This is a genomic window from Methanomassiliicoccales archaeon LGM-DZ1, from assembly GCA_030168595.1.
Taxonomy (GTDB): Archaea; Thermoplasmatota; Thermoplasmata; order Methanomassiliicoccales; family Methanomethylophilaceae; genus Methanomethylophilus.
Genome location: CP115556.1, coordinates 893,920 through 906,269, shown reverse-complemented (window position 1 = coordinate 906,269; position 12,350 = coordinate 893,920). Strand labels below are relative to the sequence as shown.

The window sequence follows — 12,350 nt, the reverse complement described above, 5'->3', positions numbered from 1 at the left end:
GGCCGGAAGCCCGGCCTGTCTCCCCTGTTTCAGGGTTTCTCTGGCTCTTCGATGTATTCCACCGGGGTGGCCTTCAGCCCGACCACTCCCGCAAGGACGACCACCAGGAAGACGCCCATGAGCCAGTTGAAGTCATCGAGTCCCAGTACCGCGGACACGATGACGGTCAGGCCGACCCCGACCCCGATCCATACCGCATAGGCGGTGGTGAACGCTATGCCGTGCTTCATCGGCCACTCGAGGCAGACCATGCTGAGCGCCAGGAAGACCACGGTGACGATGTCCCAGGTCCACACGGTGAACTTCTCGGTGTAATCGACGCCGATGGACCATCCTATCTGGAATATCCCTCCCAGGAGGAGGACGATCCATGCCAGCATCTTCTCGTTAATGCCGACCGATGCCATCAGATTTCACCTGCCAGCCTGGTGCCGATGATCCCGATCACGATGAGGGCCACGAAGAAGATCCTCCTGGCGGTCAGCTTCTCCTTGTAGAGCACGCGGCCGATGGCGACCACGCCTGCCGCCCCGATCCCTGCCAGGACCGAATACGCGACTCCGGGGCCGATGTACGCATCTCCCGAAGAATCCTCCATCCCCACCGCGTATGCTAGTAAATATAAACATAAGAGGACCAGGACTATCGCCGCGATCCCCCACCCTTTCTTCTTGAATCCGTCAGACTTGTCAAGGCATGTAGGCCATATGGGCTCTATGCAGCTTGCCGCGAGCAGAACCGCCCAAGCTATCAATTCGCTCATGCACTTTTGAAGCCGCGAATTTGTAACTAAACAGGTTTGCGAACATGTTCGGGTCAGCATTTCTGTGCATCAGGTCTCTCCGCGCTTCCGGAAAGGCCTCCGGCACTAATCCTTAAAGGGATAATTTAATTTTAAAAATGATACTTTCAGGAATGTGTAAAATAAAGGAAGAAATCGGGATATTTTCGGATAATCCAGATAACGAAAAAGACACGTCCAATTGGTCATTAACCTAAGGTTGTCTACCAAAAGAATGTTTATATAGAAGAACATTCAATCAAGGCATAGTTCCCGAAGAGAGTCTTCGGGCTAAAGGAGAATGTAAAAATGGGTATGGGCAACGCACCCGTGCTTATCCTCAGGGAAGGCACCAAGAGGGACAAAGGAAAAGACGCTCAGTTCAACAACATCACCGCTGCGAGGACCATCTCGGACGCTGTCAGGTCCAGCCTCGGGCCCCGCGGAATGGACAAGATGCTTGTCGACTCCGTCGGAGACGTCGTCATCACCAACGACGGTGTGACCATCCTCAAAGAGATGGATGTCCAGCACCCTGCCGCCAAGATGCTCGTCGAGGTCGCCAAGACCCAGGACCAGGAAGTCGGCGACGGTACCACCACCTCCGTCATCATCGCGGGAGAGCTCCTGAAGAAGGCCCTCGACCTGATCGACTCCAACGTCCACCCGACCATCATCACCGCCGGTTACAGGATGGCCAACGAGAAGGCCCAGGAGATCCTCAAATCCATCGCCACCAAGGTGGACCCCAAGGACGACAAGACCCTGAAGCTCATCGCCCAGACCGCGATGATCTCCAAGCAGGTCAGCGGCTCGAAAGAGTTCTTCTCCGACATGGTCGTCGACGCCGTCAAGACCATCATGGACAAGGACCCCGAGGGCAAGATGCAGATCGACCTCAAGAACATCCAGACCGTCAAGAAGGCCGGCGCCAACATGGAGGAGTCCGAGCTCGTGAAAGGCCTCATCGTCGACAAGGAGCCTGTCAACCCGACCATGCCCCACCTCGTGAAGAACGCCAAGATCGCCCTGGTCAACGTCGCCTTCGAGGTCAGGAAGCCCGAAGTGGACGCCAAGATCCAGATCACCGACCCCGCTATGCTCAACCAGTTCATCGCCGAAGAGGAGAAGACCCTCAAGGACATGGTCGAGTGCGTCAAGAAGGCCGGCGCCAACGTCGTCTTCTGCCAGAAAGGCATCGACGACCTCGCCCAGCACTACTTCGCCAGGGAAGGAATCTACGCCTGCCGCCGCGTGAAGAAGTCCGACATGGAGAGGCTCGGCAAATCCACCGGCGCCTCCATCATCAGCAAGATCTCCGAGATGACCGCCGAGGACCTCGGATACGCTGACACCGTCGAGCTGAAGTTCGTCGGCGACGAGCAGATGACCTTCATCAACGGATGCAAGAACCCCAAGACCGTCTCCGTCCTCGTCAGGGGAGGGACCCAGCATGTCGCCGATGAGGTCGAGAGGTCCCTCGTGGACGCCTGGTCCGTCGTCAAGGTCTGCCTGGAAGACGGCATGATCGTCACCGGAGGAGGCTCCGCGGCCATGGAGATCGCCATGGGCGTCCGCGACTACGCCGCCTCTGTCGGCGGAAGGGAGCAGATTGCCATCGAGGCCTTCGCCTCCGCCATGGAGATCATCCCGACCACCCTCGCTGAGAACGCCGGTCTCGACCCCATCAACATGGTCATCGAGATGAGGAAGCAGCACAAGGCGGGCAAGAAGTTCGCCGGCATCAACCCCTTCACCGGCAAGGTGGAGGACATGATGAAGCTCAACGTCATCGAGCCCATCAGGATCGGCAAGCAGGCCATCAACTCGGCCACCGATGCGGCCGTCATGATCCTCAGGATCGACGACGTCATCGCCTCCAAATCCGGATCGCCGCAGGTCGGCGAGGGAGCCCCCGCTCCCGGAGCGGACGACTGAGCGGTAAGCTGAGATCGAAAGGGGGCCCGTAAGGGCCCCTGAGCCACCGGTTCGGTAAGAACGGAGGCCGCGATTTGACAGAGAAAGAAGAATCCGACAGCGGAAGCGCTGGAAAGAAAGCTGATAAGAAGGCGAAGAAGGCCGAGAGATCCGAGGAAGCCCGGAAGGAGTCCTACGGAGAACTCGAGGCCAAGCTCGCCGAGGCCGAGAAGAACGCTGCGGAGTACCTCGACATGGCCCGCCGCAAGCAGGCCGAGTTCGAGAACTTCCGCAAGAGGACCGAGAAGGAGAACGAGGACTACCGCAAGTACGCGGTGAGCGGGCTCGTCTCCGAGCTAGTCAACGTCGCGGACGATCTCGGGCGCGCGCTCGAATCGGCGAAAGAGGACAGCCCCCTCAAGGACGGGGTCAGGAGCATCAGGGACAACCTGATGAAGATCCTCGAGGCCCAAGGCCTCAAGGAGATTCCCACCGACGGGAAGTTCGACCCCAACTACCATGAGGCGCTCATGGTGACAGAGGGCCCGGAGGACGACAGGATAGCTCAGGTGTACCAGAAAGGGTACACTCTGAACGGCCGCGTCCTGAGATGCGCCAAGGTCATAGTGACCAAGAAGAAAGAGCAGCCCCCGCAGGACCAGCAGCCCGCAGGAGATGCGAAGGCCCAGGAAGCCCCGGCCGACGGGAAAGGGGCCGAGTGAAACCGTTTACAATACCGAAAGCAGGTGAAGAAAATGTCAAAGATAATCGGAATCGATCTAGGAACGAGCAACTCCGCCGCCTCCGTGATGGAGGGCGGCAGGCCCACTGTGATCCCCAGCGCTGAGGGGACCTCCGTAGGAGGGAAGTCCTTCCCTTCGTACGTCGCGTTCACCAAGGACGGACAGCTCCTTGTCGGAGAGCCCGCCCGCAGGCAGGCCGTCACCAACCCCGACGGAACCATCAAGAACGTCAAGAGGAAGATGGGGTCCAACGAGAAGGTCACGGCGCTCGGCAAAGAGTACACTCCCCAGCAGATCTCCGCTTACATCCTCATGAAGATCAAGAAGGACGCGGAGGCGTTCGTCGGCGAGCCCATCGAGAAGGCCGTCATCACCGTCCCCGCCTACTTCAACGACAACCAGAGGCAGGCCACCAAGGACGCCGGAAAGATCGCCGGCCTCGACGTGGTCAGGATCATCAACGAGCCTACCGCCGCGGCCCTCGCATACGGCCTCGACAAGGGCGGCAAAGAGCAGAAGATCCTCGTCTTCGACCTCGGAGGCGGAACCCTCGATGTGACCATCATGGACTTCGACGACGGCGTCTTCCAGGTCCTCTCGACCTCCGGAGATACCCAGCTCGGAGGCTCCGACATGGATGAGGCGCTGACCAACTACGTCATCGGCGAGTTCCAGAAGGAGACCGGCATCGACCTGTCCAAGGACCACGCGGCCCGCGTCAGGGTCGTCGAGGCCGCCGAGAAGGCCAAGATCGAGCTCTCCACCACCATGCAGACCGAGATCAACCTGCCGTTCATCACCGCGGACGCCTCCGGCCCCAAGCACCTGGTGCAGACCATCACCCGCGCCAAGCTCGAGGAGCTCGTCGAGCCCATCGTGTCCCGCTGCCGCGGCCCGATCGAGCAGGCCATGAAGGATGCCAACCTCACCGCCGACGGCATCGACAAGGTCATCATGGTCGGAGGCCCGACCAGGATGCCCATCGTCCAGAACTTCGTCGAGTCCATCGTCGGCCCCAAGATCCAGCACGGCATCGACCCCATGGAGTGCGTCTCCATGGGTGCGGCCATCCAGGGCGCTGTCCTGTCCGGAGACGTCAAGGATGTCCTGCTGCTCGATGTCACCCCGCTGAGCCTCGGTATCGAGACCCTCGGCGGAGTCGCGACCAAGCTGATCGACAGGAACACCACCATCCCGACCAAGAAGAGCCAGGTGTTCTCCACTGCCGTCGACAACCAGCCCTCCGTGGAGATCAACGTCGTCCAGGGAGAGAGGAAGATGGCGGCCGACAACACCAGCCTCGGCAAGTTCGTCCTCGACGGAATACCCCCTGCGCGCCGCGGAGTGCCTCAGATCGAGGTCACCTTCGATATCGATGCGAACGGCATCATCAACGTCTCCGCCAAGGACCTCGGCACCGGCAAGGAGCAGAAGATCACCATCGCTTCCTCGAACAAGCTGTCCAAGGAGGACATCGACGCGGCCATCAAGGACGCTGAGAAGTTCGCCGATGCGGACAAGAAGAAGGAGGAGCTGATCAACGCGAAGAACTCCGCGGAGACCACCATCTACTCCGTCCAGAAGTCCCTGTCCGACCTCGGCGACAAGGTCACCAACGAGGAGCGCGCCCCCATCGAGAGCGCCATCTCCGACCTGGAGAACGCCTCCAAGGGAGACGACACCGAGGACATCAAGAAGAAGACCGAGGCCCTCCTCAAGGCGATGGAGCCCATCAGCGAGAAGATCTACAAGAACGCCACGCCCGAGCAGCAGAAGGCCGCCCAGGACGCCGCCAAGGCGTACCAGGAGGCTCAGCAGCAGGGCCAGGCGTCCTCGGGCAGCGCCAAGGCCGGCGCATCCGAGGGGTCTTCCGCGAAGAAGGACGGAAACGTCGTCGACGCGGACTACAAGATCGTCGACGACGATCAGTGATCCGAAGAAGAGTGGTTGAACCATGCCCGATCAGAACAAGAGGGACTACTACGAGGTGCTGGGTGTCTCCAAGACGGCCACCGCCGACGAGATCAAGCACGCGTACCGTACCCTGGCGAAGAAGTACCACCCCGATGTCTCCACGGAGCCCAAGGACGTGGCCGAGGCCAAGTTCAAGGAGATCTCCGAGGCGTACGAGGTGCTCTCGGACCCTGACAAGCGTTCCCGCTACGATCAGTACGGCTTCGCGGGTGTCGACAGCTCGTTCGGGGCGGGCGGGTTCAACATGGACGACTTCGCCCAGGAGCACGGGGACGAGTTCGGCGACATCTTCGGCGACATCTTCGGGAGCTTCTTCGGAGGATCCAGGAGGAGCCGCAACCCGAACGCGCCCCGCCAGGGAGAGTCCCTGAGGTATGACCTCGAGATCACCCTGAACGACGTGCTCGCCGGCAAGACGGTCACCCTGACCGTCCCCCACACCTCCCAGTGCCCCGACTGCCACGGCACCGGGGCCAAGGACGGCAAGACCCAGGTGTGCCCGGAGTGCGGCGGCCGCGGCCAGATGCAGCAGGTCCGCCAGACCATGTTCGGCAGCACCGTCATGGTCTCGGAATGCAGCCGCTGCGGAGGCACGGGCAGGGTCTATGTGACCCAGTGCCCCAAGTGCCGCGGGTCCGGGATAGTGTCCAAGAACTCCAAGATCGAGATCAACGTGCCCAAGGGCGTCGAGGACGGCATGCAGATGCGCGTCCCCGGAGCAGGCGACGCCGGCGTCAACGGCGGGCCTTCCGGAGACCTCTACGTCGTCTTCCACGTGAAGGACAGCAAAGGCTTCAGGCGCGACGGCCCCGACCTGTGGATCGATGCAGAGACCACATATCCCAGGCTGGTCCTCGGAGGCACCGTCAAGGTGAAGAACCTGGAGGACCAGGAGATAGAGGCCACCATCCCCTCCGGCACTCAGGTCGGAGGCGTGCTGAAGATCGCCGGCCAGGGGCTCCCGATGCTCAACAGGGAGACCCGCGGGAACCTTTACATCCGCCTCGGCATCACCGTGCCCAAGAGGACCTCCGACTACGAGAAGGAGCTCCTCCTCAAGCTGGACGAAGAGGCCGGCACCAAGAGGACCCGCTCGAAGGTCGCCAAGGCCAAGGCCACGCTCTTCGGCAAGAAGCAGCGAAATCTGTGACGAAACAGCCGGGCGCCGGAGGGATTCGGCGGCCGGCATCTTTCTTTACGTTTCAGGATGTTATCTTCATCCGAACATAGGGTCGGCGAACGAGGTTTTCTCGGGGATCAGCGCCTTTATCGCGCCGTCGTTCGCATCCACGGTATCGACCACCATCTTCACGACCGCGAGTATGACGTCTCTCGAGGGTATCCTCCCGTCCAACAGGAAATGGTACCTGTAGAGCAGGCGCCCGGTCTCCGGGTTGAGTATGAACGCTCCGAAGTGAAGAGAGGAGTTGATGACGTTGAGCCCCTCGAGGACCGGGCCGAAGGATTTGTCGGGCGCCTTGAAGTCAAGGAGGCAGTCGAACATTATCATCGGGGCCTCATCGGATACGGACACCGAGAGTTTCACTGGCATATCGTCGCCTTCGAAGAGGCACCAGATCTCCCTCTTCAGGGCATCTTCCCGGTAGGCGAGGTTTTCGCTGTCGAAGGCTGCGCGGATCTCTTTGTAAATGCGGGCAGGGCCATCGGCGGTCAGCCTCCTGACAGAACCGAACATGGTGTCTGGATGCACGGGACGGTTTATATCAGATGTGCCCGGAACGTCCGCATAGTTATTTATGAAGTCACCGGATATGCGAAGGTATGTCAGAGAGCGCCCTCTGGGTAATCTTCATCATCATCTTCGTGACGGTGATGGCAGTCGACCTGTTCGCGGTCGACAGCAAGGAGACCCAGATCAACACCAAGAAGGCCGGGAGGCTCACTCTCATCTACATCACGATCGCGCTTCTTTTCGGAGTGCTCATATTCTTCGAATTGGGATCGGAGAGCGCGGCCTCTTACTACGCGGCCTATGCGATAGAACTGTCGATGTCCGTCGACAACCTGTTTGTCTTCATGGTAATCTTCGCCGCCTTCGCCATCCCGTCCAAGGACCAGCACAGGGTCCTCTTCTACGGGATCCTCGGCGCGATATTCCTCCGCCTGCTGTTCGTCGAGGTGGGAGCGGACCTTCTGGACACTTTCGATTGGATGATGTACATCTTCGGGGCCATTCTCATCTACACTGCGGTCAAGACTGCGTTCAGCAAGAGCGAGGGCAAGAAGACCGAGGACACCCTGTCCTACAAGCTCAGCAAGAAGATCAACTCCACGCCCGATCTCCGCGGCGCGAAGTTCTTCGTCAGGGAGAAAGGGAAGCTGCTGGCTACTCCGCTCTTCCTGTGCCTCATCGTCATCGAGCTGTCGGATATCATGTTCGCCTTCGACTCGATCCCGGCGGCGCTGGCCATCTCCACCGATATCTTCCTGGTCTACACGTCCAACATCTTCGCGGTCATGGGACTCAGGTCGATGTACTTCGTCATAAGGGACGTCCTTGGGAACCTCAGGTTCCTCAAGTACGGCCTCGGGATCATCCTCGCCTTCATCGGCCTCAAGATGCTGCTGTCGGCCGCGGACATCTGCGAAGTGAGCACCTTCGTCTCGCTGGCGGTCATCATCATAGTCCTGGCCGTCACCGTGGTCTCCTCGCTGGCATACAAGAACGCGTCCCCCTGATCCTATGCTGGCGGTCGCAGGCCCCGTGAGGGATGAGGGGGCGCCGGAGGCCCTGGCACATGACCCTCTGGTCATGTCCATGGGAAAGGGCGATTTCCTCCTGATACTGGGAGGATCAGGGGTGTTCGAGCCCCGCCGCGGTCGGATGGAATCTATACGCCGGCTGTCCTGCCTCCCATGCAACGTCCTCTTCCTGGACGGGGCCTCCGACGATTATGATGCAGTCGATGGCTATCCGGAGTTCCCGTGGAACGGAGGGATGACCAACGACGTCTGGAGAGGCGTGAGGAGGCTCTGCCGCGGGCAGGTGTTCTCCATCGACGGTTACACTTTCGCCGTCATGGGAGGCGCCCGCACGCCGGGAAGGGACGACATCGGGAAGTACTGGGACTGGTGGCCGGAGCAGGACCCGTCCGCCGGAGAGGTCTCGGATGCAGTTTCGAACCTTGCCGGACACGGCGGGAAGGTCGATTTCGTCTTCTCCTGCGAACGCCCGACGGAATGGATACCCAGGACAGGGGGCCCCGGGAGATCGGCTGCCTCGGACGCCTGCAGCGACGTTCTGTCGCACTGCAGCTACGGGCACTGGTACTTCTCCTGCCTCGGAAGGGAGGAGGAGTTCCCGGACCTGAGGGCGACATGCATAGGCAGCAGGGCCGTCAGGGTATTCCGATCTCGGTAAGAATGGCAGACAGCCGGAAGACAGCGCACATGCGCCAAGAATAAAACTGGAAAAGAAGGGGTTTGCCGGGGCGGATCGTCTCCGCCCCCGGATGCTTCTCACTCGGAGATGGCCTCGGACGGGCATTCATCGATGCACGCGCCGCAGTCGACGCACTTGTCGGCGTCCACGACGGCAACGTCCTCGATGGTAATCGCGCCGTTGGGGCAGGCATCGGCGCAGGCGCCGCACCCGACGCATTTTCCGGCGTCGATCTTCACTGCCATCAGCGTCACTCAGTGATGGCCTCGGACGGGCACGCGTCGATGCACGCGCCGCAGTCCGTGCATTTTCCGGCGTCGATGACGGCGATGTCATCGACGGAGATGGCTCCGCTGGGGCAGGCATCGGCGCAGGCGCCGCAGGCAACGCAGTTGTCGGAAACGATGGTAGGCATTTTTTTATCACCTTGAATCAAAAGTCGCGGTGATGGTATTTAAGCCGAACCTGCCTTCAAGGACACTTGATTTAGGCTCTTCTTATTACTATTTAAAACAGACTGGGACAGAAGGCGCTCGGCCTCGGAGATGCGCATCTCCCTATGCCTCGAAAAGAACAATACGCCGTCACGCATCCCCGCCGTCATGGAAGATCCGTATGCGGACGAGCTGTCCGCCGCCTGCGCCGCGGTCCGGGCCGCCGCCTCCGTCTACATGAACGCGGCGGACCCCCGCAGCTCCGAGAAGAAGAACGCCGTCGGCTCCTATGACACGGTCACGGATGCCGACACCGCCGCCCAGGAGGCCGCCGTATCTGCCATCCTGTCCGTCTTCCCGGACGACAGGATCATCGCGGAGGAGGGCAGGGACGGCGATCTCACCGGCGAGCGCACGTGGATCATCGACCCCATCGACGGGACGCTGAACTACCAGCACGGAATCCCCTTCTACGGCACCCAGGCCGTTCTTGCCGTCGATAAGGAGCCGGTCATGTCCGCCATCCTCCTGCCGGCCCTCGGCGAGCTGTTCACCGCCACGGCCGCCTCCGGTGCGCGCCTGAACGGGGAGCCGGTGCGCGCACATCCCGAGCGCGAGCTCAGGCAGTGCATCGTGTCCACAGGAGATTTCTCGAGGAAGAGCCAGGAATGGAGGGACGGGCACTACCGCATCATCGGCGCGATGAAGGACAGGGTAGCGCGCATCAGGATGTTCGGGGCCGCCTGCTCCGACTTCGCCTACCTCTCGGCGGGGAGGACGGACATACACATCCGCTACGTCAACAAGCTGTGGGACTTCCTCCCGGGGCTGTTCATGGCCCGCGTCTCCGGGGCCTACGTCGACGAGGAACTCCTGGCGGAGAAGAGGTTCCTCCTGCTCTCCGGCACCGAAAAGGCCGGGCGCGCGTTCAGGGAGCAGGTCCTGGAAGGAACGGATTTCCGAGCAGGCTGGAAATATTTAACGTGCATCCGCGATAACCGCTCCGATAGCAATGACCCAGAAAACCAAGGCTGATGCGAAAGGAGTCCCGGGGTCCTCGGCCTCCGCCGGGCCGGTGGCCGCCGAGGCGGCGCCGTACCAGAAGAAAGAGGGGCCCGCTCCCGCCGATTTCACGGTGGCGCGCATCGAGGCCGCCACGATGATAACCCTCGCCTGCAACACGGTCGCCGACATGCTGAACACCGACGAGGGCACCCAGTCCAGGAACGTGTCCATCAGGGCATGCGACAAGACCTTCAGGGACATGGAGAGGGCCGAGGAGAAGTGCAGGAAGGAAGGGGCGGACGATGCGGCCGATGCCCTTGCCAAAGGTATCGCGGCCTACAGGGAATACATCGCCAAGCACGAGGCCGCTGAATCGGCATCCCCTGCCGACAAAGGAAAGCTGAAAGGAGAGGCGGCCGCCGCCACCGAGCATCTCGCCGACGTCATGAACGAGATACTCCACGCGTTCTGAGGAAGCCTTCCAGATGGAGGGGAAGAACGTGGGGCGCCTCGGCCCGGGGGCGTTCCTGGCCCTGATCGTGGTCCTGGCGGCCTTCCCGCCCATGTCCACCGACATGTACCTGCCGGCCCTGCCGGTGATGGTGGACGAGCTGGGCACCACCGAGGCGGTCATGAACATGACCCTCTACGGGTTCATGTTCTCCATGGCCGTCTCCATCCTGATCCTGGGGCCGGTCTCGGACAAGTTCGGCAGGAAGAAGGTCCTGGTCTGCGCGCTTGCCGAGTACTGCATCACCACCCTTCTGTGCTCCCTGGCCCAGGGCGTCGGCGAGCTGATTGCCCTCCGCGTCCTCCAGGCCGTCGGTTCCGGGGCGGCGATGACGGTCTCCACCGCTTACGTCAAGGACGTCTACTCCGGCGCCCTCCGCGTCAGGATGCTGAACGTCGTCGCCGTCATCGGAGTGCTGGGTCCTCTGCTGGCACCTATCGTGGGCGCCGGCCTGATCTCCGTCTGGGGATGGAGGTCCACCTTCGTCGCCCCCGTGTTCGTAGGGATCGCGGCGTTCATCATGGTTCTGATGACCGACGAAACCCTGCCGCCCTCCGAGAGGGTCGAGGGCGGCGTCCGCCAGATGCTCAGGGGCATGAAGGAACTGTGCGGGAACCGCGCCTTCGTGGTCTTCACCGTGATGACCACGATCTTCAACCTGCCCTTCATGGGCTACCTCTCCGTTTCGTCCTACATCTACGAGGACATGTTCGGGATGAGCGAGGCCGCTTATTCCCTGCTCCTTGGGTTCACTTTGATCATGGGGACCGTGTTCATGACCGTGATAAACAAGCTCACGGGCAGCGTCGTGAACCGCCGCATGCTGAAGTTCTACCTGGCATTGGGGACGGTCAGCGCCGTCGCCATGCTGCTGGTCGGGAACAGGGAATGGTACTTCTTCCTCGTCGCGTTCATCATCTGCGTGACGGTGGGGACGGCCATGGGGATACTCATGGCCAGCCACCCCAGGCCCTGGGGCATGGGGATACTCATGGCCAGCCACCCCGGCGACTCGGGCGCGGTCTCCTCCCTGATGAACTTCATCTTCTTCATGATCGGATGCACGGGAATGGTACTGTCCACCCTCCGCCTGGCCGGATTACGCCATAGGGATGGAGGCGTGCTCATAGCCGCCGCCGACATAGCGTACGCGGAACGCTGTGGATGGGCAGGCCTGGGGGACCTTGCGGCCCTGGCCCCCCCTTCGGGCAGCGCCGCCAGGCGGGGAGTGAGAAACGGCCGCGCCTTTCTCAGGCCTATGAACCCTCTTCCGAGGCCTGCGCCCTCAGCATGGCGGGGCTCGGCGCTCCCGTTCGCCCTTTCCAGGAGGAACCTGCTTTGGCCGGGCGCAGGGCATCGCCGTCGCCCTGAGGTGACATGGGAGGCTCCCGGAAGCACTGCGCGTCAGCGGTGGTCGTCCGCCGCAGCTTTCCAGATAGTATGATGATTTGGGCAGGTCGCGCCCTCCCGGCACGGCTCCCAGGTCCAGGTGGTACCATCCTTCGAATCGCGCCTCATCACTCTCTGACGTTGAGGCCATCGGCGGCCTCATGCCGAGGAACCTCAGGCCAGCAGCTCCCAG

General features: G+C 61.5%; 14 protein-coding genes. 9 read left to right on the top strand and 5 right to left on the bottom strand.

All coding sequences use genetic code 11. The features are described 5' to 3' along the window. Window positions 1-29: 29 nt before the first annotated feature. The gene (locus tag O8W32_04365) at window positions 30-407 is read right to left on the bottom strand and encodes an SMR family transporter (GenBank protein ID WII08413.1); all 378 of its coding nucleotides are present in this window, start codon (window positions 405-407) and stop codon (window positions 30-32) included. Continuing rightward, on the bottom strand, window positions 407-763 hold the full coding sequence (locus O8W32_04360; protein WII08412.1) for an SMR family transporter: 357 nt from the start codon (window positions 761-763) through the stop codon (window positions 407-409). Before O8W32_04360 ends, O8W32_04365 begins: the two co-directional genes overlap by 1 nt. Window positions 764-1,096: 333 nt before the next feature. On the opposite strand from O8W32_04360, the gene thsB reads away from it, so the two are divergent. The 4 genes from thsB (at window position 1,097) to dnaJ (ending at window position 6,565) form a co-directional block, all read left to right on the top strand. Beyond that, entirely contained in the window at window positions 1,097-2,719 is a 1,623-nt protein-coding gene (gene thsB, locus O8W32_04355) for a thermosome subunit beta (GenBank protein WII08411.1), read from the top strand. A 74-nt stretch (window positions 2,720-2,793) separates the two neighbouring features. Then, entirely contained in the window at window positions 2,794-3,420 is a 627-nt protein-coding gene (locus O8W32_04350; protein WII08410.1) for a nucleotide exchange factor GrpE, read from the top strand. A 33-nt stretch (window positions 3,421-3,453) separates the two neighbouring features. Further along, a complete protein-coding gene (gene dnaK / locus O8W32_04345) occupies window positions 3,454-5,373 on the top strand; it encodes a molecular chaperone DnaK (protein WII08409.1) in 1,920 nt (639 codons plus the stop codon). Window positions 5,374-5,395: 22 nt separating this feature from the next. Next, window positions 5,396-6,565, top strand: coding sequence for a molecular chaperone DnaJ (gene dnaJ, locus O8W32_04340; protein ID WII08408.1), 1,170 nt, complete (start codon window positions 5,396-5,398; stop codon window positions 6,563-6,565). A 66-nt stretch (window positions 6,566-6,631) separates the two neighbouring features. Here the strand turns inward: dnaJ and O8W32_04335 are convergent, their stop codons facing one another. After that, window positions 6,632-7,111: a YbjN domain-containing protein gene (locus tag O8W32_04335; protein ID WII08407.1), complete on the bottom strand. Its 480-nt coding sequence runs from the start codon at window positions 7,109-7,111 to the stop codon at window positions 6,632-6,634. 86 nt (window positions 7,112-7,197) lie between these two features. Here O8W32_04335 and O8W32_04330 point away from each other — a divergent pair, with 86 nt between their 5' ends. Continuing rightward, window positions 7,198-8,115, top strand: coding sequence for a TerC/Alx family metal homeostasis membrane protein (locus O8W32_04330; protein WII08406.1), 918 nt, complete (start codon window positions 7,198-7,200; stop codon window positions 8,113-8,115). 4 nt (window positions 8,116-8,119) lie between these two features. Next, window positions 8,120-8,797 carry a hypothetical protein gene (locus O8W32_04325; GenBank protein ID WII08405.1) on the top strand — a complete coding sequence of 226 codons (678 nt, stop codon included), beginning with the start codon at window positions 8,120-8,122 and terminating at the stop codon, window positions 8,795-8,797. A gap of 98 nt (window positions 8,798-8,895) precedes the next feature. Here the strand turns inward: O8W32_04325 and O8W32_04320 are convergent, their stop codons facing one another. After that, window positions 8,896-9,063: a 4Fe-4S binding protein gene (locus tag O8W32_04320; GenBank protein WII08404.1), complete on the bottom strand. Its 168-nt coding sequence runs from the start codon at window positions 9,061-9,063 to the stop codon at window positions 8,896-8,898. Window positions 9,064-9,068: 5 nt separating this feature from the next. Then, window positions 9,069-9,233 carry a 4Fe-4S binding protein gene (locus O8W32_04315; protein WII08403.1) on the bottom strand — a complete coding sequence of 55 codons (165 nt, stop codon included), beginning with the start codon at window positions 9,231-9,233 and terminating at the stop codon, window positions 9,069-9,071. A 187-nt stretch (window positions 9,234-9,420) separates the two neighbouring features. Here O8W32_04315 and O8W32_04310 point away from each other — a divergent pair, with 187 nt between their 5' ends. Genes O8W32_04310 through O8W32_04300 form a run of 3 tightly spaced genes read left to right on the top strand, consistent with a single transcriptional unit; the run spans window position 9,421 to window position 12,212 of the window. Next, on the top strand, window positions 9,421-10,287 hold the full coding sequence (locus O8W32_04310) for an inositol monophosphatase (protein WII08402.1): 867 nt from the start codon (window positions 9,421-9,423) through the stop codon (window positions 10,285-10,287). After that, a complete protein-coding gene (locus O8W32_04305; GenBank protein ID WII08401.1) occupies window positions 10,265-10,729 on the top strand; it encodes a hypothetical protein in 465 nt (154 codons plus the stop codon). Before O8W32_04310 ends, O8W32_04305 begins: the two co-directional genes overlap by 23 nt. Before the next feature lie 13 nt (window positions 10,730-10,742). After that, a complete protein-coding gene (locus tag O8W32_04300; protein WII08400.1) occupies window positions 10,743-12,212 on the top strand; it encodes an MFS transporter in 1,470 nt (489 codons plus the stop codon). The last annotated feature ends 138 nt before the right edge of the window (window positions 12,213-12,350 follow it).

Bases quoted from the DNA above. Each gene is read 5' to 3' on its own strand.
- O8W32_04360 (WII08412.1), bottom strand. From the start codon at position 763: ATGAGCGAATTGATAGCTTGGGCGGTTCTGCTCGCGGCAAGCTGCATA.
- O8W32_04320 (WII08404.1), bottom strand. From the start codon at position 9,063: ATGGCAGTGAAGATCGACGCCGGAAAATGCGTCGGGTGCGGCGCCTGC.
- O8W32_04330 (WII08406.1), top strand. From the start codon at position 7,198: ATGTCAGAGAGCGCCCTCTGGGTAATCTTCATCATCATCTTCGTGACG.
- O8W32_04315 (WII08403.1), bottom strand. From the start codon at position 9,233: ATGCCTACCATCGTTTCCGACAACTGCGTTGCCTGCGGCGCCTGCGCC.
- dnaJ (WII08408.1), top strand. From the start codon at position 5,396: ATGCCCGATCAGAACAAGAGGGACTACTACGAGGTGCTGGGTGTCTCC.
- thsB (WII08411.1), top strand. From the start codon at position 1,097: ATGGGCAACGCACCCGTGCTTATCCTCAGGGAAGGCACCAAGAGGGAC.
- O8W32_04305 (WII08401.1), top strand. From the start codon at position 10,265: ATGACCCAGAAAACCAAGGCTGATGCGAAAGGAGTCCCGGGGTCCTCG.
- O8W32_04325 (WII08405.1), top strand. From the start codon at position 8,120: ATGCTGGCGGTCGCAGGCCCCGTGAGGGATGAGGGGGCGCCGGAGGCC.
- O8W32_04310 (WII08402.1), top strand. From the start codon at position 9,421: ATGGAAGATCCGTATGCGGACGAGCTGTCCGCCGCCTGCGCCGCGGTC.
- O8W32_04335 (WII08407.1), bottom strand. From the start codon at position 7,111: ATGTTCGGTTCTGTCAGGAGGCTGACCGCCGATGGCCCTGCCCGCATT.
- dnaK (WII08409.1), top strand. From the start codon at position 3,454: ATGTCAAAGATAATCGGAATCGATCTAGGAACGAGCAACTCCGCCGCC.
- O8W32_04300 (WII08400.1), top strand. From the start codon at position 10,743: ATGGAGGGGAAGAACGTGGGGCGCCTCGGCCCGGGGGCGTTCCTGGCC.
- O8W32_04365 (WII08413.1), bottom strand. From the start codon at position 407: ATGGCATCGGTCGGCATTAACGAGAAGATGCTGGCATGGATCGTCCTC.